This window comes from Polynucleobacter sp. UB-Raua-W9, assembly GCF_018687435.1.
Lineage (GTDB): Bacteria > Pseudomonadota > Gammaproteobacteria > Burkholderiales > Burkholderiaceae > Polynucleobacter.
In genome coordinates, this window is sequence record NZ_CP061290.1 from 1278206 (window position 1) to 1296448 (window position 18243).

General features: G+C 46.2%; 17 protein-coding genes, 1 other RNA gene, 1 pseudogene and 1 riboswitch. Of the genes and pseudogenes, 8 read left to right on the plus strand and 11 right to left on the minus strand.

The genetic code is table 11. From position 1 onward, the window contains the following. The first annotated feature begins 70 nt into the window (after positions 1 to 70). The 3 genes from AOC07_RS06550 to panC are packed head-to-tail and all read left to right on the plus strand — an operon-like array spanning position 71 to position 1963. The gene (locus AOC07_RS06550) at positions 71 to 259 is read left to right on the plus strand and encodes a DUF3460 family protein (protein WP_215292446.1); all 189 of its coding nucleotides are present in this window, start codon (positions 71 to 73) and stop codon (positions 257 to 259) included. Then, positions 252 to 1115 (plus strand): ScpA family protein, encoded by an 864-nt coding sequence (locus AOC07_RS06555; protein ID WP_215357198.1) that lies wholly within the window; start codon positions 252 to 254, stop codon positions 1113 to 1115. Before AOC07_RS06550 ends, AOC07_RS06555 begins: the two co-directional genes overlap by 8 nt. Further along, positions 1112 to 1963 (plus strand): pantoate--beta-alanine ligase, encoded by an 852-nt coding sequence (gene panC, locus AOC07_RS06560; protein ID WP_215357199.1) that lies wholly within the window; start codon positions 1112 to 1114, stop codon positions 1961 to 1963. The genes AOC07_RS06555 and panC overlap by 4 nt, the downstream gene beginning before the upstream one ends. Positions 1964 to 1983: 20 nt before the next feature. Here the strand turns inward: panC and AOC07_RS06565 are convergent, their stop codons facing one another. The 7 genes from AOC07_RS06565 to AOC07_RS06595 all read right to left on the minus strand — a co-directional run bounded on the left by AOC07_RS06565 (position 1984) and on the right by AOC07_RS06595 (position 8929). Beyond that, on the minus strand, positions 1984 to 2184 hold the full coding sequence (locus AOC07_RS06565) for a hypothetical protein (protein WP_215292452.1): 201 nt from the start codon (positions 2182 to 2184) through the stop codon (positions 1984 to 1986). Between the two features lie 31 nt (positions 2185 to 2215). After that, on the minus strand, positions 2216 to 3148 hold the full coding sequence (locus tag AOC07_RS06570) for a methionyl-tRNA formyltransferase (RefSeq protein WP_215357200.1): 933 nt from the start codon (positions 3146 to 3148) through the stop codon (positions 2216 to 2218). Between the two features lies 1 nt (position 3149). Then, a complete protein-coding gene (gene frc, locus AOC07_RS06575; RefSeq protein WP_215357201.1) occupies positions 3150 to 4397 on the minus strand; it encodes a formyl-CoA transferase in 1248 nt (415 codons plus the stop codon). A 139-nt stretch (positions 4398 to 4536) separates the two neighbouring features. Then, on the minus strand, positions 4537 to 4965 hold the full coding sequence (locus tag AOC07_RS06580; protein ID WP_215357202.1) for a PAS domain S-box protein: 429 nt from the start codon (positions 4963 to 4965) through the stop codon (positions 4537 to 4539). An 83-nt stretch (positions 4966 to 5048) separates the two neighbouring features. After that, positions 5049 to 6299, minus strand: coding sequence for a formyl-CoA transferase (gene frc / locus AOC07_RS06585; RefSeq protein ID WP_215292459.1), 1251 nt, complete (start codon positions 6297 to 6299; stop codon positions 5049 to 5051). Positions 6300 to 6389: 90 nt separating this feature from the next. After that, positions 6390 to 8099: an oxalyl-CoA decarboxylase gene (gene oxc, locus AOC07_RS06590; protein WP_215357203.1), complete on the minus strand. Its 1710-nt coding sequence runs from the start codon at positions 8097 to 8099 to the stop codon at positions 6390 to 6392. Between the two features lie 212 nt (positions 8100 to 8311). After that, positions 8312 to 8929 (minus strand): Crp/Fnr family transcriptional regulator, encoded by a 618-nt coding sequence (locus tag AOC07_RS06595; RefSeq protein ID WP_215357204.1) that lies wholly within the window; start codon positions 8927 to 8929, stop codon positions 8312 to 8314. Between the two features lie 72 nt (positions 8930 to 9001). Further along, positions 9002 to 9217, plus strand: a riboswitch (cobalamin riboswitch). A gap of 143 nt (positions 9218 to 9360) precedes the next feature. Here AOC07_RS06595 and AOC07_RS06600 point away from each other — a divergent pair. The 5 genes and pseudogenes from AOC07_RS06600 to AOC07_RS06620 all read left to right on the plus strand — a co-directional run bounded on the left by AOC07_RS06600 (position 9361) and on the right by AOC07_RS06620 (position 13190). After that, complete coding sequence (locus AOC07_RS06600) at positions 9361 to 11484, plus strand: TonB-dependent receptor (protein WP_215357205.1); 2124 nt, start codon at positions 9361 to 9363, stop codon at positions 11482 to 11484. An 88-nt stretch (positions 11485 to 11572) separates the two neighbouring features. After that, the gene (locus AOC07_RS06605) at positions 11573 to 11860 is read left to right on the plus strand and encodes a hypothetical protein (protein WP_215292467.1); all 288 of its coding nucleotides are present in this window, start codon (positions 11573 to 11575) and stop codon (positions 11858 to 11860) included. Beyond that, positions 11841 to 12053, plus strand: a pseudogene (locus tag AOC07_RS09465) (cell division protein ZapA); the annotation flags it as partial. The gene AOC07_RS06605 and the pseudogene AOC07_RS09465, both read left to right, overlap by 20 nt. Before the next feature lie 99 nt (positions 12054 to 12152). Further along, positions 12153 to 12371, plus strand: a non-coding RNA gene (ssrS, locus tag AOC07_RS06615) — 6S RNA. Continuing rightward, positions 12372 to 13190, plus strand: a complete 819-nt coding sequence (locus AOC07_RS06620) for a sulfite exporter TauE/SafE family protein (RefSeq protein ID WP_215357206.1) — start codon at positions 12372 to 12374, stop codon at positions 13188 to 13190. Here AOC07_RS06620 and AOC07_RS06625 read toward each other — a convergent pair whose 3' ends face one another. The 4 genes from AOC07_RS06625 to AOC07_RS06640 all read right to left on the minus strand — a co-directional run bounded on the left by AOC07_RS06625 (position 13191) and on the right by AOC07_RS06640 (position 18243). Continuing rightward, a complete protein-coding gene (locus AOC07_RS06625) occupies positions 13191 to 14714 on the minus strand; it encodes a malonyl-CoA synthase (RefSeq protein ID WP_215357207.1) in 1524 nt (507 codons plus the stop codon). Positions 14715 to 14758: 44 nt separating this feature from the next. Then, positions 14759 to 15742 (minus strand): tripartite tricarboxylate transporter substrate binding protein, encoded by a 984-nt coding sequence (locus tag AOC07_RS06630; RefSeq protein ID WP_215292473.1) that lies wholly within the window; start codon positions 15740 to 15742, stop codon positions 14759 to 14761. 163 nt (positions 15743 to 15905) lie between these two features. Next, the gene (locus AOC07_RS06635; RefSeq protein WP_215357208.1) at positions 15906 to 17210 is read right to left on the minus strand and encodes a malonyl-CoA decarboxylase domain-containing protein; all 1305 of its coding nucleotides are present in this window, start codon (positions 17208 to 17210) and stop codon (positions 15906 to 15908) included. Positions 17211 to 17334: 124 nt separating this feature from the next. After that, complete coding sequence (locus tag AOC07_RS06640; RefSeq protein WP_215292482.1) at positions 17335 to 18243, minus strand: LysR substrate-binding domain-containing protein; 909 nt, start codon at positions 18241 to 18243, stop codon at positions 17335 to 17337.

Consider the following 18243-nt stretch of genomic DNA (forward strand, 5'->3'; position numbering starts at 1 on the left):
GCAGTCTTTAGATGACTTTTGGTATTAATTATATAAGTTATTGAATTTATTGAGTATTTTAGGAAATACCATGGCAAGATATCAATCCGAATTCACCCAGTTCTTAAATGAACTTAAATCCGAGAAACCTAATCTCGAGGCGGAGCAGCAAGCTGGCCGCGCCCTCTTATGGGATAAGGAACCCCTCACCGTTGAGGACCAGCGCCGTGCTAAGGCCGCCAAATTAAAACAACGCGCTTACGTTTATTCGAATGACTGAGCCAAGTACTCAGCCAATATCCGACTTACTAGATAGCACCTCGTCAGTAACTGATGGGATGTCGGAAGCATTTGCCAAACTCTATGGCGAGCCTCTCTTCAAGCTTCCTACTGATCTCTATATTCCGCCGGATGCATTAGAAGTTTTTCTAGAAGCATTTGAAGGTCCTTTAGATCTGTTGTTGTATCTAATTCGTAAACAGAATTTCAACGTACTTGATATTCCAATGGCTCAGGTTACTCAACAGTACTTGAGCTATATCGATCAAATTCGCCATTCAAACCTTGAGCTTGCCGCAGAGTATTTATTGATGGCAGCGATGTTGATTGAGATTAAATCTCGCATGCTGCTACCAATGAAGAAGGCAGATAGCGAAGAGGAAGTGGAAGATCCACGCGCAGAATTAGTTCGTCGTCTCCTAGAGTATGAGCGCATGAAACTTGCAGCCCAAGAACTGGATCAAATTCCACAACAAGGCCGTGACTTTCAAGTAGCGCATGGTTTTGTAGACACCACTGTTGCCATCACATGGCCAGAAGTGAACTTAGAAGACCTGCAGATGGCTTGGCGTGATGTTTTACACCGCGCTAAGCTTAATCAACATCACACCATTACTCGTGAAGAACTCTCTGTCCGTGACTTTATGACTCGTATTCTGCGTCGTTTGCAAAGCACGCGTTTCATCGAGTTTGGTGAGTTATTTGAAGATGCCATTAAGTCTGGGAAAGGCATCCCTGTTGTGATCGTCAATTTCATCGCGATGTTAGAACTCTCACGCGAAGCCTTAGTAGAAATTACTCAAGCTGAGCCCTACGCCCCAATTTACGTTCGACTGGCCTACACACCCGTTGCATGAAAATTATTAGCGACATTCAGGAGTTGCGTGACCACCTGCGTGGCCAAAACCGTGCTTCATTTGTGCCAACGATGGGTAATTTGCACGAAGGCCATTTATCGCTCATGCGCCTTGCAAGGCAACATGGAGATCCAGTAGTTGCCAGCATCTTCGTTAATCGTTTGCAATTTGGTCCAAACGAAGACTTTGATAGCTACCCACGCACTATGCAAGCGGATATTGAGAAGCTTGAAAAGGAAGGTGTGTATATTCTATTTGCGCCTACTGAGCGCGATCTCTACCCACAACCTCAAGAGTACCGCGTTGACCCACCTCAGCAACTTGGTGACATCCTTGAAGGTGAATTCCGACCCGGCTTCTTTAAAGGTGTATGTACAGTTGTACTAAAACTTTTTTCCTGCGTGCAGCCCAAGGTTGCAGTATTCGGTAAAAAAGATTATCAACAACTGATGATTATTCGTCAGATGGCCAAACAATTCGCTTTGCCCGTAGACATCGTTCCTGGCGAAACCATTCGTGCTGATGATGGCCTAGCCCTTTCCTCCCGTAATGGCTATCTCTCATCCGAAGAACGAGCAGAGGCGCCTGAACTGATGAAAGCATTAAAAGAGGTGCGCCAACGGGTACTCGATTTAAGTGCGCGGGATGCAAAATCTCTTTCTGAAATTGAAAAAGTTGCCGTTGCATTGCTGGCTGGGCGTGGCTGGAATCCAGATTACATTGCCATTCGTCAGCAGAGTGATTTAGCACCAGCCTCCAATGAAAGCCTTGAGGCCGGTGAGCCACTCGTGATTCTCACTGCAGCAAAGCTTGGTAAAACCCGCCTAATTGATAACCTAGAGATTTAATCTTTAGGCCTGCCTGCAGCTTACTCGTCCCAGGGAAATCGTTGACGAGATAATTCTTCCATAATTTCACGCTTACTCAGCCCAGCTCTCCTTGAGGTTGCGGGTCCAGTCGCAGTCGAACTTCCATGATCAACGGTAACCTCGACTTGCTCTTTTCTGATATCGGCAGGTGTTTGAGGCTTTAATCCATCTTCAGACTCTAATTTTGATTGATTTGCCATAGCTAGATTAAGTAAGCGGCCGAGAAAAAGGTTAGAGCCCGAAGAACTGCCCTACTTGTAGATTCAATTCTTTCGCCAATTCAGCGCCAGTCACTTTTCCCGAGATACCCTTCGCCTTGAGAACTTCGATTTGCCCACCATGGCAGGTAATGAAGAATGAATCTAAGGTGATTTGTGTTACCTCACCAGGTTTGCCTTTGACTGCACTGAAGGTAGCAGCTACGTGCTTATGACAATCGTAGATCTGCACCTTTTGCTCGCCAAATTTCGTCCATGCACCAGGAGCAGGGTTGCAGGCACGAATCAAGTTATAGATTTGACTAATATGTGTCGACCAATGAATCTGCGCGGCATTGGCATCAAACCAGCCCTCATAGTTGGCCTTGGATTCATCTTGAACGACTTCTTGGTGCTTACCTGAAACCACCAAGTCGGCAGCCTCCATGAGGGCTTTGACGCCTACCGGAAATAGATGGTCGAAGTAGATCTTGCCTAAAGTGTCATCAGGGCCAATCACCACTTCTTTTTGCAAAATGACTTCGCCCTCATCCAAGCCATCGGATGGCCGGAAAATGGTTAGGCCAGTTTTATCTTCGCCTAATGCAATCGCCCAATTAATAGCGCTAGGGCCGCGATATTTTGGTAAGAGCGATGGGTGATATTGAATCGTGCCGTGCTCCGGAATTTTGCAGAGCTCTTGCGGCACAAACTGCAATACATACGCCATGACACAAATATCAGCATTGCTATCGATCATGGCCTGAGCAGCCTCAGGACTCTTTAAGGAAGCAAACTGCAAGGGGGTTAAGCCCCTCGCTAGAGCTGCCTCTTTAAGGACTTCTGGCTTAGTTGATTTGGGATTATCTGGCGGGCAGAAAACGGCAACGACTTCATCGCCACGATCTAAAAAAGCTTCCAATGTAGCTTTACCAAAGTCAGCACTCCCAATCAAGGCAACCCGCATCTTAGATAACCTTATCGTGACGAAGAGCGATCAATTCATCTGTGGAATAACCTAACTCACTGAGAATTTCATCAGTATGCTCACCAAGCAATGGTGAACGTGTCACCTCCGTTGGGCTATCAGACATCTTAATGGGGTTGCCAACAGTCAGATACTTGCCGCGAATTGGATGATCGACCTCAACCACCGTACCAGTTGAGCGCAAGGCAGGCTCTTCAGCAATCTCTTTCATAGAAAGAATTGGGCCGCATGGAACGTCGTACTTATTCAATGTATCCATAACCTCGAACTTCGTCAACGTCATGGTCCATTTTTCAATCTCGCCAAAAATCTCCATCAAATGTGGCAAGCGTGCCATTGGAGATGCGAAGCGCACATCAGTAATCCAATCTTCATGACCAATGACTTTGCAAATCGCCTCCCACACTGGGGCTTGCACCACGACATAGATATATGAGTTGGGGTCAGTTTCCCAGCCCTTACACTTCACAATCCAACCAGGCTGACCGCCGCCAGAGGCATTACCGGCGCGGGGTACAGCGTCACCAAACTCACCATTCGGGAATTGTGGGTACTCTTGCATCAAACCTACGCGCTCAAGACGCTGTTGATCACGTAATTTCACACGACACAAGTTCAGTACCGCATCTTGCATAGCTGCTAATACTTTTTGACCACGACCAGAATGGGTGCGCTGGTAAAGTGCAGTGACGATGCCTAATGCCAAATGTAAGCCAGTGCCGCTATCACCAATTTGGGCGCCAGTTACCATGGGAGGCCCATCATCAAAACCCGTTGTCGAAGCGGAGCCACCAGCACATTGCGCTACGTTCTCATACACTTTGCAATGTTCATATGGGCCGGGACCAAAACCTTTTACAGAGGCCATGATCATCATCGGATTGAGTTCTTGAATGCGCTCCCAAGAAAAACCCATGCGATCCAGTGCGCCTGGTGCAAAGTTTTCCACCAGAACATCACACTCTTTAATCAAACGTTCCAAAATTTCTTTACCCTTTTGGGTTTTGGTATTGACAGTAATGGAACGCTTGTTGTGATTGAGCATTGTGAAATACAAACTATCTGCATCCGGAATGTCGCGGAGTTGACCGCGTGTAGCATCCCCTTCGCCTGATTTTTCTACCTTGATCACATCTGCACCAAACCAAGCCAGCAACTGAGTACAGGTTGGTCCAGATTGAACGTGCGTAAAGTCGAGGATTTTGACCCCTTCTAGTGCTTTTGCCATGGTTTAAGTCCTAATAAGAATGAAATTTTGAATTCCGGCAATTTTACCAGCGGGTAATCAGGATAAATATAGTGCGCCTAATTATTAGGCATATATGCCGCTTCAGACTAAATTAGCCATTCCTAGGGACTGCATGAAGCTATGAATCGGGGTTTTCAAGATCGGAGATTTGCTTTTTGAGCGCCCTCTCTTCCGCAAAACGCTGTGTTTCATCCCGAATGATAGCCACCACTCCATTTGCCTTCTGACTGCCATCAAAAAGCATGCCGACGGTAAATGCAATCGATAGTGTGCTGCCATCTTGATGTTTGGCTGGCACCTTCAACAAGGAAGTGCCATAGCGGGTGGTGCCGGTCTCCATAGACTTGCTATAGCCTTCCTTGTGCTTTTGACGTTGACGTTCAGGAACAATCAAATCTAAAGTCTTGCCGAGCGCCTCCGCTTCTGAGTAACCAAAGATTCGTGTGGCAGCAGGGTTCCACAATACAATTTTTTCATTGGCATCCGCTACGACAATCGCATCACCAACACACTCTACCAACTGATGCAAATCTACACTTGTATTCATGAGGTTAGTCTATCGCAGTTTTCATGGAAAATAAAAAAGGCGCTCACGAGGAGCGCCTTCACTTTGATGCTAACTACTAATAATTAAACTGCTTTAGCAGTATGCAACTTAGCGATGTCGTCAGCGCTGTAACCAAGATCAGCCAACACTTCATCAGTGTGCTCGCCCAATACAGGAGATGGCTTCACTTCGATTTCCAAATCAGAGAACTTGATTGGGCTACCGATGGTCAAATACTTGCCGCGTACTTTGTGATCGACTTCAACGATTGAACCGCTCTTACGCAGGTCAGGTGAAGCAGCCAATTCTTTCATAGAGAGAACTGGAGCACATGGAATATCGAACTTGCGGAGAATGTCCACAGCTTCGTATTTAGTCTTGTCCTTGAGCCAATCTTCAATCGTTGCGAAGATGTCAAAAATCTTGTCTTGGCGAGCTTCAGCAGTCATGTACGCTGGATCAGTTGCCCACTCTGGCTTACCCAAAGCCTTAGTAATTGGCTCCCAAGCGTGACCTTGAATGGTGAAATAGATGTATGCGTTTGGATCAGTTTCCCAACCCTTACACTTCAACACCCAACCTGGCTGACCGCCACCACCAGCGTTACCGCCACGTGGCACTACGTCAGTGAATGAACCGTGTGGATATTGTGGATACTCTTCCAAGTAACCAATTTTGTCCAAACGTTGTTGATCGCGCAACTTCACACGACACAAGTTCAATACAGCATCTTGCATTGAGCAAGATACTTTTTGACCTTTGCCAGTTTTTTCACGTTGCATCAAGGCTGTCAAGATGCCGATTGCCAAATGCATACCAGTATTGGAGTCGCCCAAAGCTGCAGCAGAAACTGTAGGAGGACCATCCCAGAAACCGGTTGTGGAAGCAGCACCACCAGCACACTGAGCAACGTTCTCATACACTTTTAAGTCTTCGTATGAGTGGCCATCGCTAAAGCCTTTAACAGATGCCATGATCATTTTTGGGTTCAATTCTTGGATACGCTTCCAAGAGAATCCCATGCGATCCAAAGCACCAGGACCGAAGTTCTCAACCATCACATCAGAAGTTTTGATCATTTTTTCTAAAACTTCTTTACCTTCTTGAGTCTTAGTATCGAGAGTCAAAGAACGCTTATTACCGTTGAGCATGGTGAAGTACAAAGCATCTGCACCTGGAATATCGCGCAATTGGCTACGGGTTACGTCACCAGAACCTGGACGCTCTACTTTGATAACGTCAGCACCGTACCAAGCCAAAAGCTGAGTACATGCAGGACCCGCTTGAACGTGGGTGAAGTCAATAATGCGAATACCGTCTAATGGTTTAGTCATGTTTGTTTCTCCTTAAGTATTTCTTGTTTGCTACAAATTTAGTCTAAAAATATTAACTTTTTATTACCGTTTTTAATTTCTAATCAATCTTTATTTCTTAGCAGCTGCAGTAGATGGGTTCAAGTTCGTCAAACGGCCACTCTCAGTACCTGCAGTCTCATCAATAACAGCATTGATGAGGGCTGGTTTACCGGCAGCAATTGCCTCTGTTAGCGCCGCCTCTAATTCTGCTGGGGTGGTTACGTAGTAACCCACTCCACCAAATGCTTCAATCATCTTGTCGTAACGCGCATCTTTTACGAATACGGTTGGAGCTACATCAGCGCCACCCGTTGGATTTATATCGGTACCACGATATACGCCGTTGTTATTGAATACCACAGTCGTGATTGGCAAGTTGTAACGGCAAACAGTTTCGAGCTCCATGCCGCTAAAGCCGAATGCACTATCGCCCTCGACTGCAACAGTTGGCAAACCACTGATGACAGCTGCTCCAATGGAGTAACCCATACCAATACCCATAATGCCCCAAGTACCAGAGTCAAAACGCTTACGTGGCTTGTACATATCTACGATGGCGCGGCAATAATCCAAAGTATTTGCGCCTTCGTTTACCAAGTTCACATCTGGGTTCTTCTTAATGACATCACGTATTACACGCAATGCACCATGGAAGTTCATTGGGTTAGCTTCTTTGGCCAATGTTTCAGCCATCTTAGCCATGTTCTTATCTTTTTTCTCATTGATTGCGTTGATCCACTCGGCACTTGGCTTAGGTACAGAAGCGATACCCTTCAGGAGCCCCTCAACACATGAGCCAACATCACCAATCAATGGAGCGGCGATTTGCACGTTGCTATCCACTTCGTTTGCTTGAATATCGATCTGGATAAATTTCTTAGGATCTTTACCCCAAGTCTTGCCTTTACCGTGAGCCAGCAACCAGTTCAAACGTGCACCAACCAATAACACTGCATCAGCTTCAGCCAATACAAATGAACGTGCTGCAGAAGCAGATTGTGGATGATTGTCTGGTAACAAACCTTTAGCCATCGACATTGGCAGGTAAGGAATACCAGACTTCTCGATCAAGTCACGAATCTCTTTATCGGCCTGTGCATAAGCTGCACCTTTACCCAAGAGAATCAATGGACGCTTAGCGCCCTTCAATACATCCAATGCGCGCGCAACTGCATCAGGAGCTGGAATTTGACGTGGCACTGGGTCGATTACTTTAAAGATCGATTTCTTCGCTTCATCAGCAGGCATTGTTTGCGCAAGCAACTGTGCCGGCAAATCTAAGTAAACACCGCCTGGACGACCAGAAACTGCAGCGCGAATCGCACGGGCAAAACCAATGCCGATATCTTCAATGTGATTGATGCGGTATGCAGCCTTGCAATACGGCTTGGCGGCATTGAGCTGATCCATCTCTTCGTAGTCACCTTGCTGCAAGTCAACGATTTCACGCTCGCTTGAGCCAGAAATCAAAATCATTGGAAAGCAGTTCACAGTGGCATTTGCCAATGCTGTTAAGCCATTCAAGAAGCCAGGTGCAGAAACTGTCATGCAGATACCGGGCTTTTGCGTCATGTAGCCAGCAATCGCAGCAGCGTTACCCGCATGCTGCTCATGACGGAAGCCAATGAAACGCAAACCTTCTGCCTGAGCTAAGCGGCAGAGGTCGGTAATTGGAATACCAACGAGTCCAAAAATGGTGTCTAGGTCATTTGCTTTTAAAGCGTCAATGACGAGATGGAAGCCGTCGGTTAATTGTGTGTTTTGGTTATCTGTAGTCATAGATTTTTATGTGAATTGCAGGTCACCATTTAGTGATGGATCTATGCAATTTAGCTTACGCTAATGTCTCCAATGAAGTTATTAATTGCACTGCGGGTATTAGTCCCCGCTTAGGCAGAAATGAATATTAGGCTCGGGGTGGGGGTTCATCATTGACTTCGGTCAATTTCCCCTTAAATCAAGCTCTCCGAGGGGGCGCAAACCCAAAAAACCTAGATAAAGAGCTCTTTATGCTTTGTTTTAAGACGGCTCAAGGTCTCAGGAGAGAGATTAAGGTAGGCGGCCAACTCTTTTTTTGGGAGAAGCTCAAATAAGTCTTCATATTTGCGCAGGAAGCGCTCTACTCGGCCTGGAGCATCGAGCATGTGCAAAGTGATGGTATGAGCCATGATCTCACTCATCAAGCGCATGACTTCGAACTCAAAGCTTTCCTTCAAAGGCTTATGCTCGTCCAAGAATTCAGCCCACTTTTTGAGGGGCATCCGCGCAACACGGGCTTTAGTTACGCTAGCAATGCTGTAGGGCGCAGCAGTCTTTAGACGCCAAGCGGCGTAGCTTGTCTCGATATCTTTTTCAATGGCAAAGCGCAGAATCATTTCCTTTGCATCCGCACTCGAAACAATGCGCTTCAGGATTCCATCCAGCACAAAGTACTGCTCCATTTGGTGATCACCTTGGTGCAACAGAATTTCTGATTTTTTGAGGTCTGAGATCTCTAGATGGCGCTCTAATTCAGCCATTGCTTCCGGATCCAAGCTTTTTAAGACTGAGTTTTGACTCAGCTGCAAACGAATCAGGTTTTTTTCGGGGTGCTTATCTAATACAGTCATGAATCCTTAATCCTAGACCCTCTATTGTAGGCTTTTTTACCTTTAAATTCAGGGTCAAAACCTCAAGATGGACTAGAATTGAAGGGTCGTGGTGCTTTATTGCAGTGCAATAGAGTTAAACGGGAAACACTAAACGTGTGCTGCCCCCGCAACGGTAGGTAAATACGCCTTTTGCTCAATTTTTAGGCGTCAGGAATCTGACAAGGCCACTGTGCGCGTCAATCGCATGGGAAGGCCAGATTCTGATATTTACTAGCCCGGATACCGGCCAAGACAGGTGGAATTTCGCGGACGGGGACCTTCGCGCGCCGATGATAGCGCTCGGTCTTGCGATCCTGCGCCTAATTGACGCCTGAACTCCTGCACGCGAAATTCTGTTCGACCCAGCTTACGGGGAAGTGAGCTGAGCACTCGATAACAGAAAGTGTTTCATGAAAAAGCAGTTCAGCAAGAAAAAAATCGCCCTACTTTGTGGCGCGTTATTCATCATCAGTAACCCCCTTTTTGTATTTGCACAAAGTGCCCAATCAACTATTGTTGTCACTGGGTCACGCTTTGAGGAAAACTTGAATGAGGTTCCAGCCAATGTCAAAGTTATTACGCGCGATGAGATAGCCAGCTCAACATCCAACAATATTCCTGATGTTCTATCCCAAATTGGCGGTCTGAATGTGCGTAGCCTCAATCCAGGACAGCTTAACTTAGATGCAACGGTGGATATGGGTGGGTATGGAGCAACTGCCAACAGCACAACATTGATTTTGATTGATGGCCAAAGAGTGAATTCAATTGATTCATCATCAATCAGCTGGGGCTCAATCCCCTTAGATTCAATCGAACGAATTGAAGTGCTGCAGGGTGGTGCAAGCGTTCAGTACGGAAATGGTGCAGTAGGCGGCGTCATCAACATCATTACCAATGGCAATACCTCCAAGCTTAATCAGGCTAGTGTTAGCTATGGCAGCTATAACACCCTCGTGAACAATGCAATCCTTCGCGATACTTATCAAGATACTACCTACCAACTCACAGCAAACACTTCCAACACTAATGGTTGGAGACAGAATTCAGCGGCCAATGCCTATGCATTTGATGCAAAAGTCATTCAAAAGTTTGGCGGGATTGACAGAATCTATACAGATTTGTTTTATGGCTATACCAATGCTCAAAATCCTGGTGGCGTTGTGGGACAAGTTGGATCTGGAGATCCTCAAGCGGCCAAGTTCAATAACGTTGGATCAAATACAAGCACTAATAATGCGGGCGTGAGATTTGGTGGCACAAAAGGGTTGGCAGCAGGTTATATCGGCGAGCTAGACGCCTCCTACACCAATAGAAACGTCTTCTATTACAACCCTTTTTATGACAGCAGTGCGGCACTTAATGTCACTCCATACCCGATAGTTGGGGCAAGCAACTCGACACTTTCTGGTTGGCAGCTAAACCTTTCCCCGCGCATTAAGGGACTTATTGAATCTCTTGGTACGGGCATCTTGGGTTATGAATTCAATAAAGCAAGTCAAGGATCAAATAACGCCTACGGATCTGAAGTATTGAATAACGTCATGATTCCAAATGGTTATATTAGCAATCCAAACGGGCTTACCTATAACGGACAAAGTGCATCACTGTTAAATCAATCCGTTTATGGAATTCTGAAGCTTCCAATCGTTAATGGATTAAGTCTGGATGGTGGCGCGAGACATCAGGCGCAGCAAGCTAGTACTTATGACACCAATGTTTACTCCTCAAGCGGGCCGTCAAGTGCCAATAAAACATACTCGGCTAATGCAGGGGATGCTGCCTTCAATTTCAGTTATGCAAATAATCAAAAGGTCTACATCAAATGGAATCAGTCTTATCGCTTTCCAAACATTGATGAATTCTGGGGATATGACAACAATACCTCTACCCAAGTATTTAATGGCATCCTGAAACCACAGACGGCACAAACCTATGAGATCGGCGGCAATTGGATGTTGAGCAGCTTGAGAGTGAACGGCTCTATTTTTTCATCTACATCGCAGAATGAAATTATGTATAACCCATCCTCCGGATTCAATTACAACTCTCAATACAACGTCAATAGGCGCGGGGTTGTTTTAGATTCCTCATCCAATATCACCAAAAAACTCATGCTAGCTGGTGGAGGAAAGATTCAAAACTCCTATTATGCAGACGGTCCATATGCAGGCAATGCTATTCCACTTGCACCAAATTTATTGCTCAATGCAAGAGCGAACTATTTAATCGACATGAATTGGTCATTTGGGGGTGTGGTGAACTATGTCAGCAACCAGCATTACGACGCAAGCCCGGTTTACTACAACACCCTTAATCAAATGCCTTCATATACTGTTGGCGATGTTTTCCTGAACTATAAAACAGGAAACTTTGATACCAAATTTACCATTAAGAACGTAGGCAATACCTCTTATGCGACTTCGGGTGGATACGCCAGTCTGATGGGCGCCAATGGAAGCTTTAACAACAGTTACTATTACTACCCAAGTGACCGTAGAGCGTTTTACCTAAGCACCAAATACACTTTCTAAGGGGCGGTTTCCAATACTGGGGCTAGCCCTTACTAAGGGTCTTCCAAAATTAGGAAAGTAAGTTCAATCTCAAGGCTACAATGCCAATATGAACGAGCAAACCCGTTTCTCCACTGATCAGACCGATACCGAAATCGAGTCTATCAGCACGTCCGTAAAACGCTTGAGCGACAAAGTCCTGGCGATTACCGAAGAAGTTACAAACTTAACGCAGAACCGGGCTGAACTTGAAAGCAAAATTGAGGGCGCGCAAAAACGTATTCAGCATATTTTAAGTCGCCTACCAGAGCAAACTGATGGTCGCCAAATGAACTTGCTTGGCGAAGCTATTCCACCTACCAACGCAGAGGACGATAGTGAGCCAACAACGCATTGAAGTAACCCTAGCTGGGCAAAAGATTACTCTTGCTACGAGCGCAGAGCATGAGCCATTACTTCGCGCAGCGTGTGTCTTGGTAGATGAGCAAATTCAACTAGCGATCAGCGGTGGCAACCGCAGCATTGAGCGCGCCAGCATGATGGCTGCACTCAAAATTGCTGGCGACCTCATCAAGCTACAAAAACAATCGCAACAAAGCCCCTCTTCGAATGTCAGTTCTGATGAAGTTGCAAGACTTCAAGCGGAGATCCATACCCTCGAAGATCAGGTTGATGCTTTGATGCAAACCCTTTCCCTGCCTGGTTCGCCAAGGCCAATAGTTCCTTGAACCGATGCGCAAGCATCCGGAACGATCTTTACCTTGTGGGCGTGAGCGCTTTGCAGGTTCACAGTGCCAACTTAGACTTGGTTACTCCCTGAATCTCTTAATGCACCCGAAACAGAGTAGCCGTTCCACCTTGAACCTTAGGGTTCAGGATGACGGCCTAGCGGCTAAGGCGGGGAATTCATGTTAATCAGTGATATTGCAATGCTCTTGTTGTGCGGTGGTGTTGCGGGCTTCTTAGCGGGCCTGCTTGGCATCGGTGGCGGCATGATTCTGGTGCCCTTCATGATCTTGGTATTCAACAACTTGCATTTTGATCAAAGCGTCATCGTCCATATGGCTATTGCAACCGGCATGGCCACCATCCTCTTTACCACCACCTCTGCAATTTGGGCGCACCATAAACATGGCTCTATTGACTGGAGGTTAGTTGCCTCTCTTAGCCCAGGCTTGGTAGTAGGCAGCCTCATCGGTGGAAGTGAAATTTTTGAGGCACTAAATACCTCATGGCTTTCACTCTTTTTTGCCATCTTCATTGTTTACACCTCTATTCAGATGATTCTGAATAAAAAGCCTAGCGCAGGACGAGAGTTGCCAGGCCCACTGGGATTATTCTCTTTTGGCACATTTACCGGCGCCCTCGCTAGCCTTGTGGGCGCAGGCGGTGCATTTATCACCGTCCCATTTATGCTCTGGTGTAACGTGAAGCCCCACACTGCAATGGCCAGCTCTTCAGGCTTGGGATTTCCGATTGCTGCGGCTGCAACGATAGGTTATATGTACGGCAGTTGGGGCCACCCCAATCTGCCCGCAGGCTCACTTGGTTTTGTTTATGTTCCAGCCGTTGCCTGCATCGTAGCAATCAGCATTTTTACTGCTCCACTAGGGGCAAAAATGGCACGCAAGTTGAATATCGCACAACTCAAACGCATCTTCGGTGTGATGTTGTTTTTCCTTGCAGCCTTCATGTTTAATGAGAGCCGCAAGGCATTTGGTTTTTAATTACTGCGTGTATTGCTGACGCAAGATATTCTTCTGAACTTTACCCATTGCATTGCGCGGTAAGTCAGCAACAATCTCTAAGCGCTTTGGAATCTTAAAGTTTGCAATTTGCGTTTTTAAAGTAGCAATCATTGCCTCAGCATTTAAATTTGCACCAGCTTTAGGCACCACCACTGCCATAACAGCCTCACCAAAGTCAGGATGTGGAATACCAATCACTGCACTCTCATCTACGCCATCCATATCGTCAATGAAGCCTTCAATCTCTTTTGGATACACGTTGTAGCCACCAGAAATAATCAAGTCTTTGCTACGCCCAACGATGCACAAATAGTCTTTTGGGGCTTTGCCGCCATTGGCATCACCGCCCCAACGTCCAACGTCACCAGTCTTGAACCAACCGTCTTTCGTAAATTCTTCTGCGGTCTTCTCAGGCATACGCCAGTAGCCCTTGAATATATTTGGCCCTTTGACCTGAATACTACCGATTTCATCAACGCTACATGGCTTATTATTTTCATTAACAACGCGCACTTTAACGCCAGGAAGCGGCAAGCCAACAGAACCCCCAACGCGAGCACCCTTGTAGGGATTAGAAACCAACATCACCGTTTCACTCATCCCGTAGCGTTCCAAAATTGGCTGCCCAATGACCTCTTTAAAGGTATTAAATGTTTCAGTAAGCAATGGTGCTGAACCAGAAACAAACAAACGCATATTGCGTGCAACCTGCTTATTAAAGCCCTTGTCGGCTAACAAGCGCACATAGAAAGTGGGCACGCCCATCATGACTGTGGACTGAGGCATATACTTAATCAGCTGAGCCGTGTCTAAGCGTGGCAACCAAATCATCTTACTGCCATTAATTAATGCGCCATGAGCAGCAACAAATAAACCATGCACGTGGAAGATAGGTAATGCATGCAATAGCACGTCACCTTTTTTCCATCCCCAGAATTTTTGCAAGACTTGCGCGTTACTACCCAAGTTTTTATGAGTGAGCATTGCACCTTTGCTGCGACCCGTGGTACCTGAGGTATATAGAATCGCTGCGAGATCGTCATCTTTAGCTGGGACTGTTTTGAATTTATTACTCAAACCACCCGCGCGCTCTAGTAATGTCCCGGTACGATTTTCATCAAGAGTAAAGACATGCTTGGTACCTGCTTTCGCTGCTACCTGGGATACCCAGGAGTAATTCTTGCTACTGCACACCACTATCGCTGGTTCTGCGTTCTCTAAAAAATATTGGATTTCAGCAGACTGATACGCAGTATTGAGAGGCAAATACACATAGCCTGCGCGAATCGTAGCCAAATATAAGAAGAGGGCCTCGGGAGATTTTTCAACTTGGACGGCAATCCGTGAACCTGCGGGAAGCTTAAGACTCTTGAGTAAATTGGCCATCTTCGCAGTGGCACCCTCAAGGTCACCCCAGGAGTAATACAGACCATCATGCGTCTCTAATGCGCATGCTTTTTTATCTTTTGGAAATCCTTTTTCCAAGAGCGAATATAAATTCATGAGACCCTCAAATCCAACTAGTAATATTGATTAGTAATGCAAGATTAGTCCAACTTAGCGCCAGAGGCCTTAGCTACCGCAGCCCAACGCTTGATATCAGTATTAACAAACTTTCCAAAAGCATCGCCCGAAAGGCTCGGAGTATCAGAGCCGTTGTTGGTCCAAATCGTTTTCAAGTCTGGTGTATTGATGGCCTTTTGCACTTCAACAATCATCTTATCGATAATCGGTTGAGGAGTGCCTTTAGGAGCAAACAAGCCATACCAAGTGGAAACTTCATAACCTACTAAGCCTGCTTCAGCTGCAGTTGGCACATTCGGAAATCCAGGGGCACGCTTTTGCGAAGCAACTGCCAAAGCAACGATAGAACCGTTCTTAATCTGAGCAGCTGAAGAACCCAAGCCGTCAAATTCAACATCAACCTGACCAGCAATCAGATCTTGCATTGCTGGGCCAGCCCCACGATATGGAATATGGGTAACAAATGTCTTAGTCAGCATCTTGAACTGCTCACCAGCCAAGTGATGTGAAGAGCCATTGCCAGCACTAGCGTAGTTAAATTTGCCAGGATTCTTTTTCAGCAAAGCAATGAACTCTTTTAAGTCTTTGACTTGAACGTTCTTGGGATTAATCACAATAACTTGAGGTGGATTAGCCACCATTGCTACTGGAATAAAGCTCTTCTCAATGTCGTAATCCAAATTAGGGTACATCGCTGGTGCAATAGCGTGGTGCGCGGCGCCCATAAAGAAGGTGTAGCCATCTGGCGCTGCTTTAGCGGCAATAGAGGCCCCTAGCGTTCCACCAGCACCGCCGCGGTTATCAATGATGATCTGCTTACCCAATTGTTTCGTTAGTTGTGCGGCCAAAGGTCTCGCAAAGGCATCAGTACCGCCGCCGGCTGGGAATGGCACGATAAAAGTAATTGGCTTATTAGGCCACTCTTGCGCCATCACCACCAAAGGTGCAGCACAAACTAAAAATAGAGCCCGCTTTACAAGGCCCGCAAATCTCAATTGCTTCAACATTTTTTGTCTCCTCCACTTGCCATTTTAATTAGCTATATGTGCAACATTTAGACATCTCTAACATTTTCTGAATTGCTGCCTGATGCCGCCTAGCTTACTCCATCAACCCCAAGACGAATACTCTTTGAATTCTGCCTTAGGGCGTCTCCTCCTAAACTCCTGATCAGGGCGCCATTAAACGACCTACCGCCCTTGAATAATCGATCTCCCCCCGAGTAAAACGCTCATGGTTTTCTTCAACGGCTGAGAGATCGTATAAATAGTTAACCATTAGTGCCGCTGATTGGCGCAAACCCTTCTTAGAAAGATCGCCCGCCCAATTGATTTGATGCAACTTTGCACCATTCCCCAAATGGAACTTAGCAACAGGATTGCCGTTGCGACCAGCAGACCCAAGACCTAAATAAATACTTGCGAGACACAACAGTGCAGCTTTTTCTTTTTCAGTCGCATTATCTGGGTGCCATCCAGAGCTTAAGCGCTCAGTCCAAGGACGTTTCGCTAAACCAATAGCCTCTAGCGCTTGCTCGCGCGCAGTCCGAATTGCAGGCTTGAGCTGAACACTGGATTTCTCACCGCCGATATCGGCACCAGCAGCAACCCAATCAATAAACCCAGGAATAGGCGATAAGGTTACGAAGGTCTTCAAGCCAGGAAACTCTTCGTGTAATTGTTCAGCAACACGCTTGATCAAGAAGTTACCCATGGATACGCCGCGCAACCCAGGCTCACAGTTACTAATGGAATAAAAGGCTGCCACTTTGTAATTGGAAGTTTGATGAACTGTCTCTGCTTTTTTATCCACCAGCGGTGTAATCACTGCAGGGATTTCTGGCAGGAGAGCAACCTCCACGAAAATCAATGGCTCATTAGGCAATTGCGGGTGAAAGAAGGCAAAGCATCTGCGATCAGGCTGCAGGCGGCGGCGCAGGTCATCCCATCCATCAATAGCATGCACCGCCTCATGCTGAATGAGCTTCTCTAAAACCTCTGCAGGTGATTTCCAATCAACTCGATGCATCTTCAAGAAACCAGGATTGAACCAAGAAGAAAGCAGATGGCGCAAATCAAAGTCTACGGCCGTTAACTCAGGCTGCTTATCAAGTAATTGCAAAAGATCGCGCCGCATTGCCACCAATGCGGCAGTGCCATTTGTCGCACGATTTAAACGGCGGAATAATTCTTGTCTTGGTGGCTCGGTAACACGTTGCAACTTAATATAGTTGCGGGCATTGCCCTCAGCAGCAAAATTTTGGGCCGCAGCCATGACTGCTGCAGGATCTGGATTTAGTTTTTGAAATAAGAAAGTAAAAAACTTCGCATGCTGATCTCTGGAGAGCTTGCGATAGTTATGAATCACTTCATCCGCCATGCTGACCGCATTAGACTCACCGCGCTCGGAAATGAGGCGATTAACCGCGCCAGTGACGCGGGAGAAATAACGGGCTTTTGCTAACTTTTCAAGCATGAGGGTCTCTTAGGAAATGCAATCGACAAAAGGCTACTGATGAAATTTAGTACCACTGCCTTTTCGAATCAATTAACCTTAATGATAAAACATTAACTTAAAGTTAATCTTTGATATTAAGGGGCTATTCTTTATTGCGATGCAACATGCGGGCTTCAGCCGCTAAAGCCAAAATATTGGGGTTAGATTCATTAGCTTGGAGGTAGAGAAGGCCAATACGCTGAATCACCCGATATTTGGGCAGCAAAGGGGTAAATTCAATTGAATTGCCCATTAATGCCTTTACCCTCCCCGGTAATAAAGATCTACCCAGGTCGCCAGACACCATATTCATCAGGGAAAAGATGTCCCCCACCTTCATGGTCACATTAGGCTTAAACCCTGCCAACTGAAATGCGTCATAGAAGCCAGAGGTGGTTGCAAAGCCATCTTGAAGTGTCAAAAACTTCTCGTCTCGATACTGGGATAGGTCAACACTGGCTTCGGTTGGCTTACTTTTCTTTGATGAAGCTAAAAACAAATCATCCTCAAACAAAGGGACAACTTGAACCCCATCCGGCAGATTGATTGAGGGGACTGCAATCACCACTGCATCGACGCTTCCCTCAGATAACTTTGTCATGAGGTCTTCGTTTGAGCCAAGATACAAGTCAATATCCAAGTCAGGTCTTCGAATCTTGGTGCCCATAATTATTCTGGGAATGATGTTGGCAGTCAAAGAGTACATCGAACCTAAACGAATTTGACCAGTCTCAACACCTGACTTAGATCTTGTCTTCTTCAGAATACGATCCATGTCGCTGAGCAGATCCAAACTGGCTTCTGCCAGGTAAATTGCAGCAGGTAGCGTCTTTAATTGGCGGCCCTCTTTGATAAACAAAGGACAGCCAATACCGGTCTCTAGTGAGTGAAGTGCTTTGTGAATACTCACTGAGCTCAAGTGCAACTCTTCGGCAGTTTTTACAAGACTGCCTGTCCTGACAAATGAACAGAGAATTTCCAGCTTACGAAGGGTAACTTCTTCGTTCAGCAT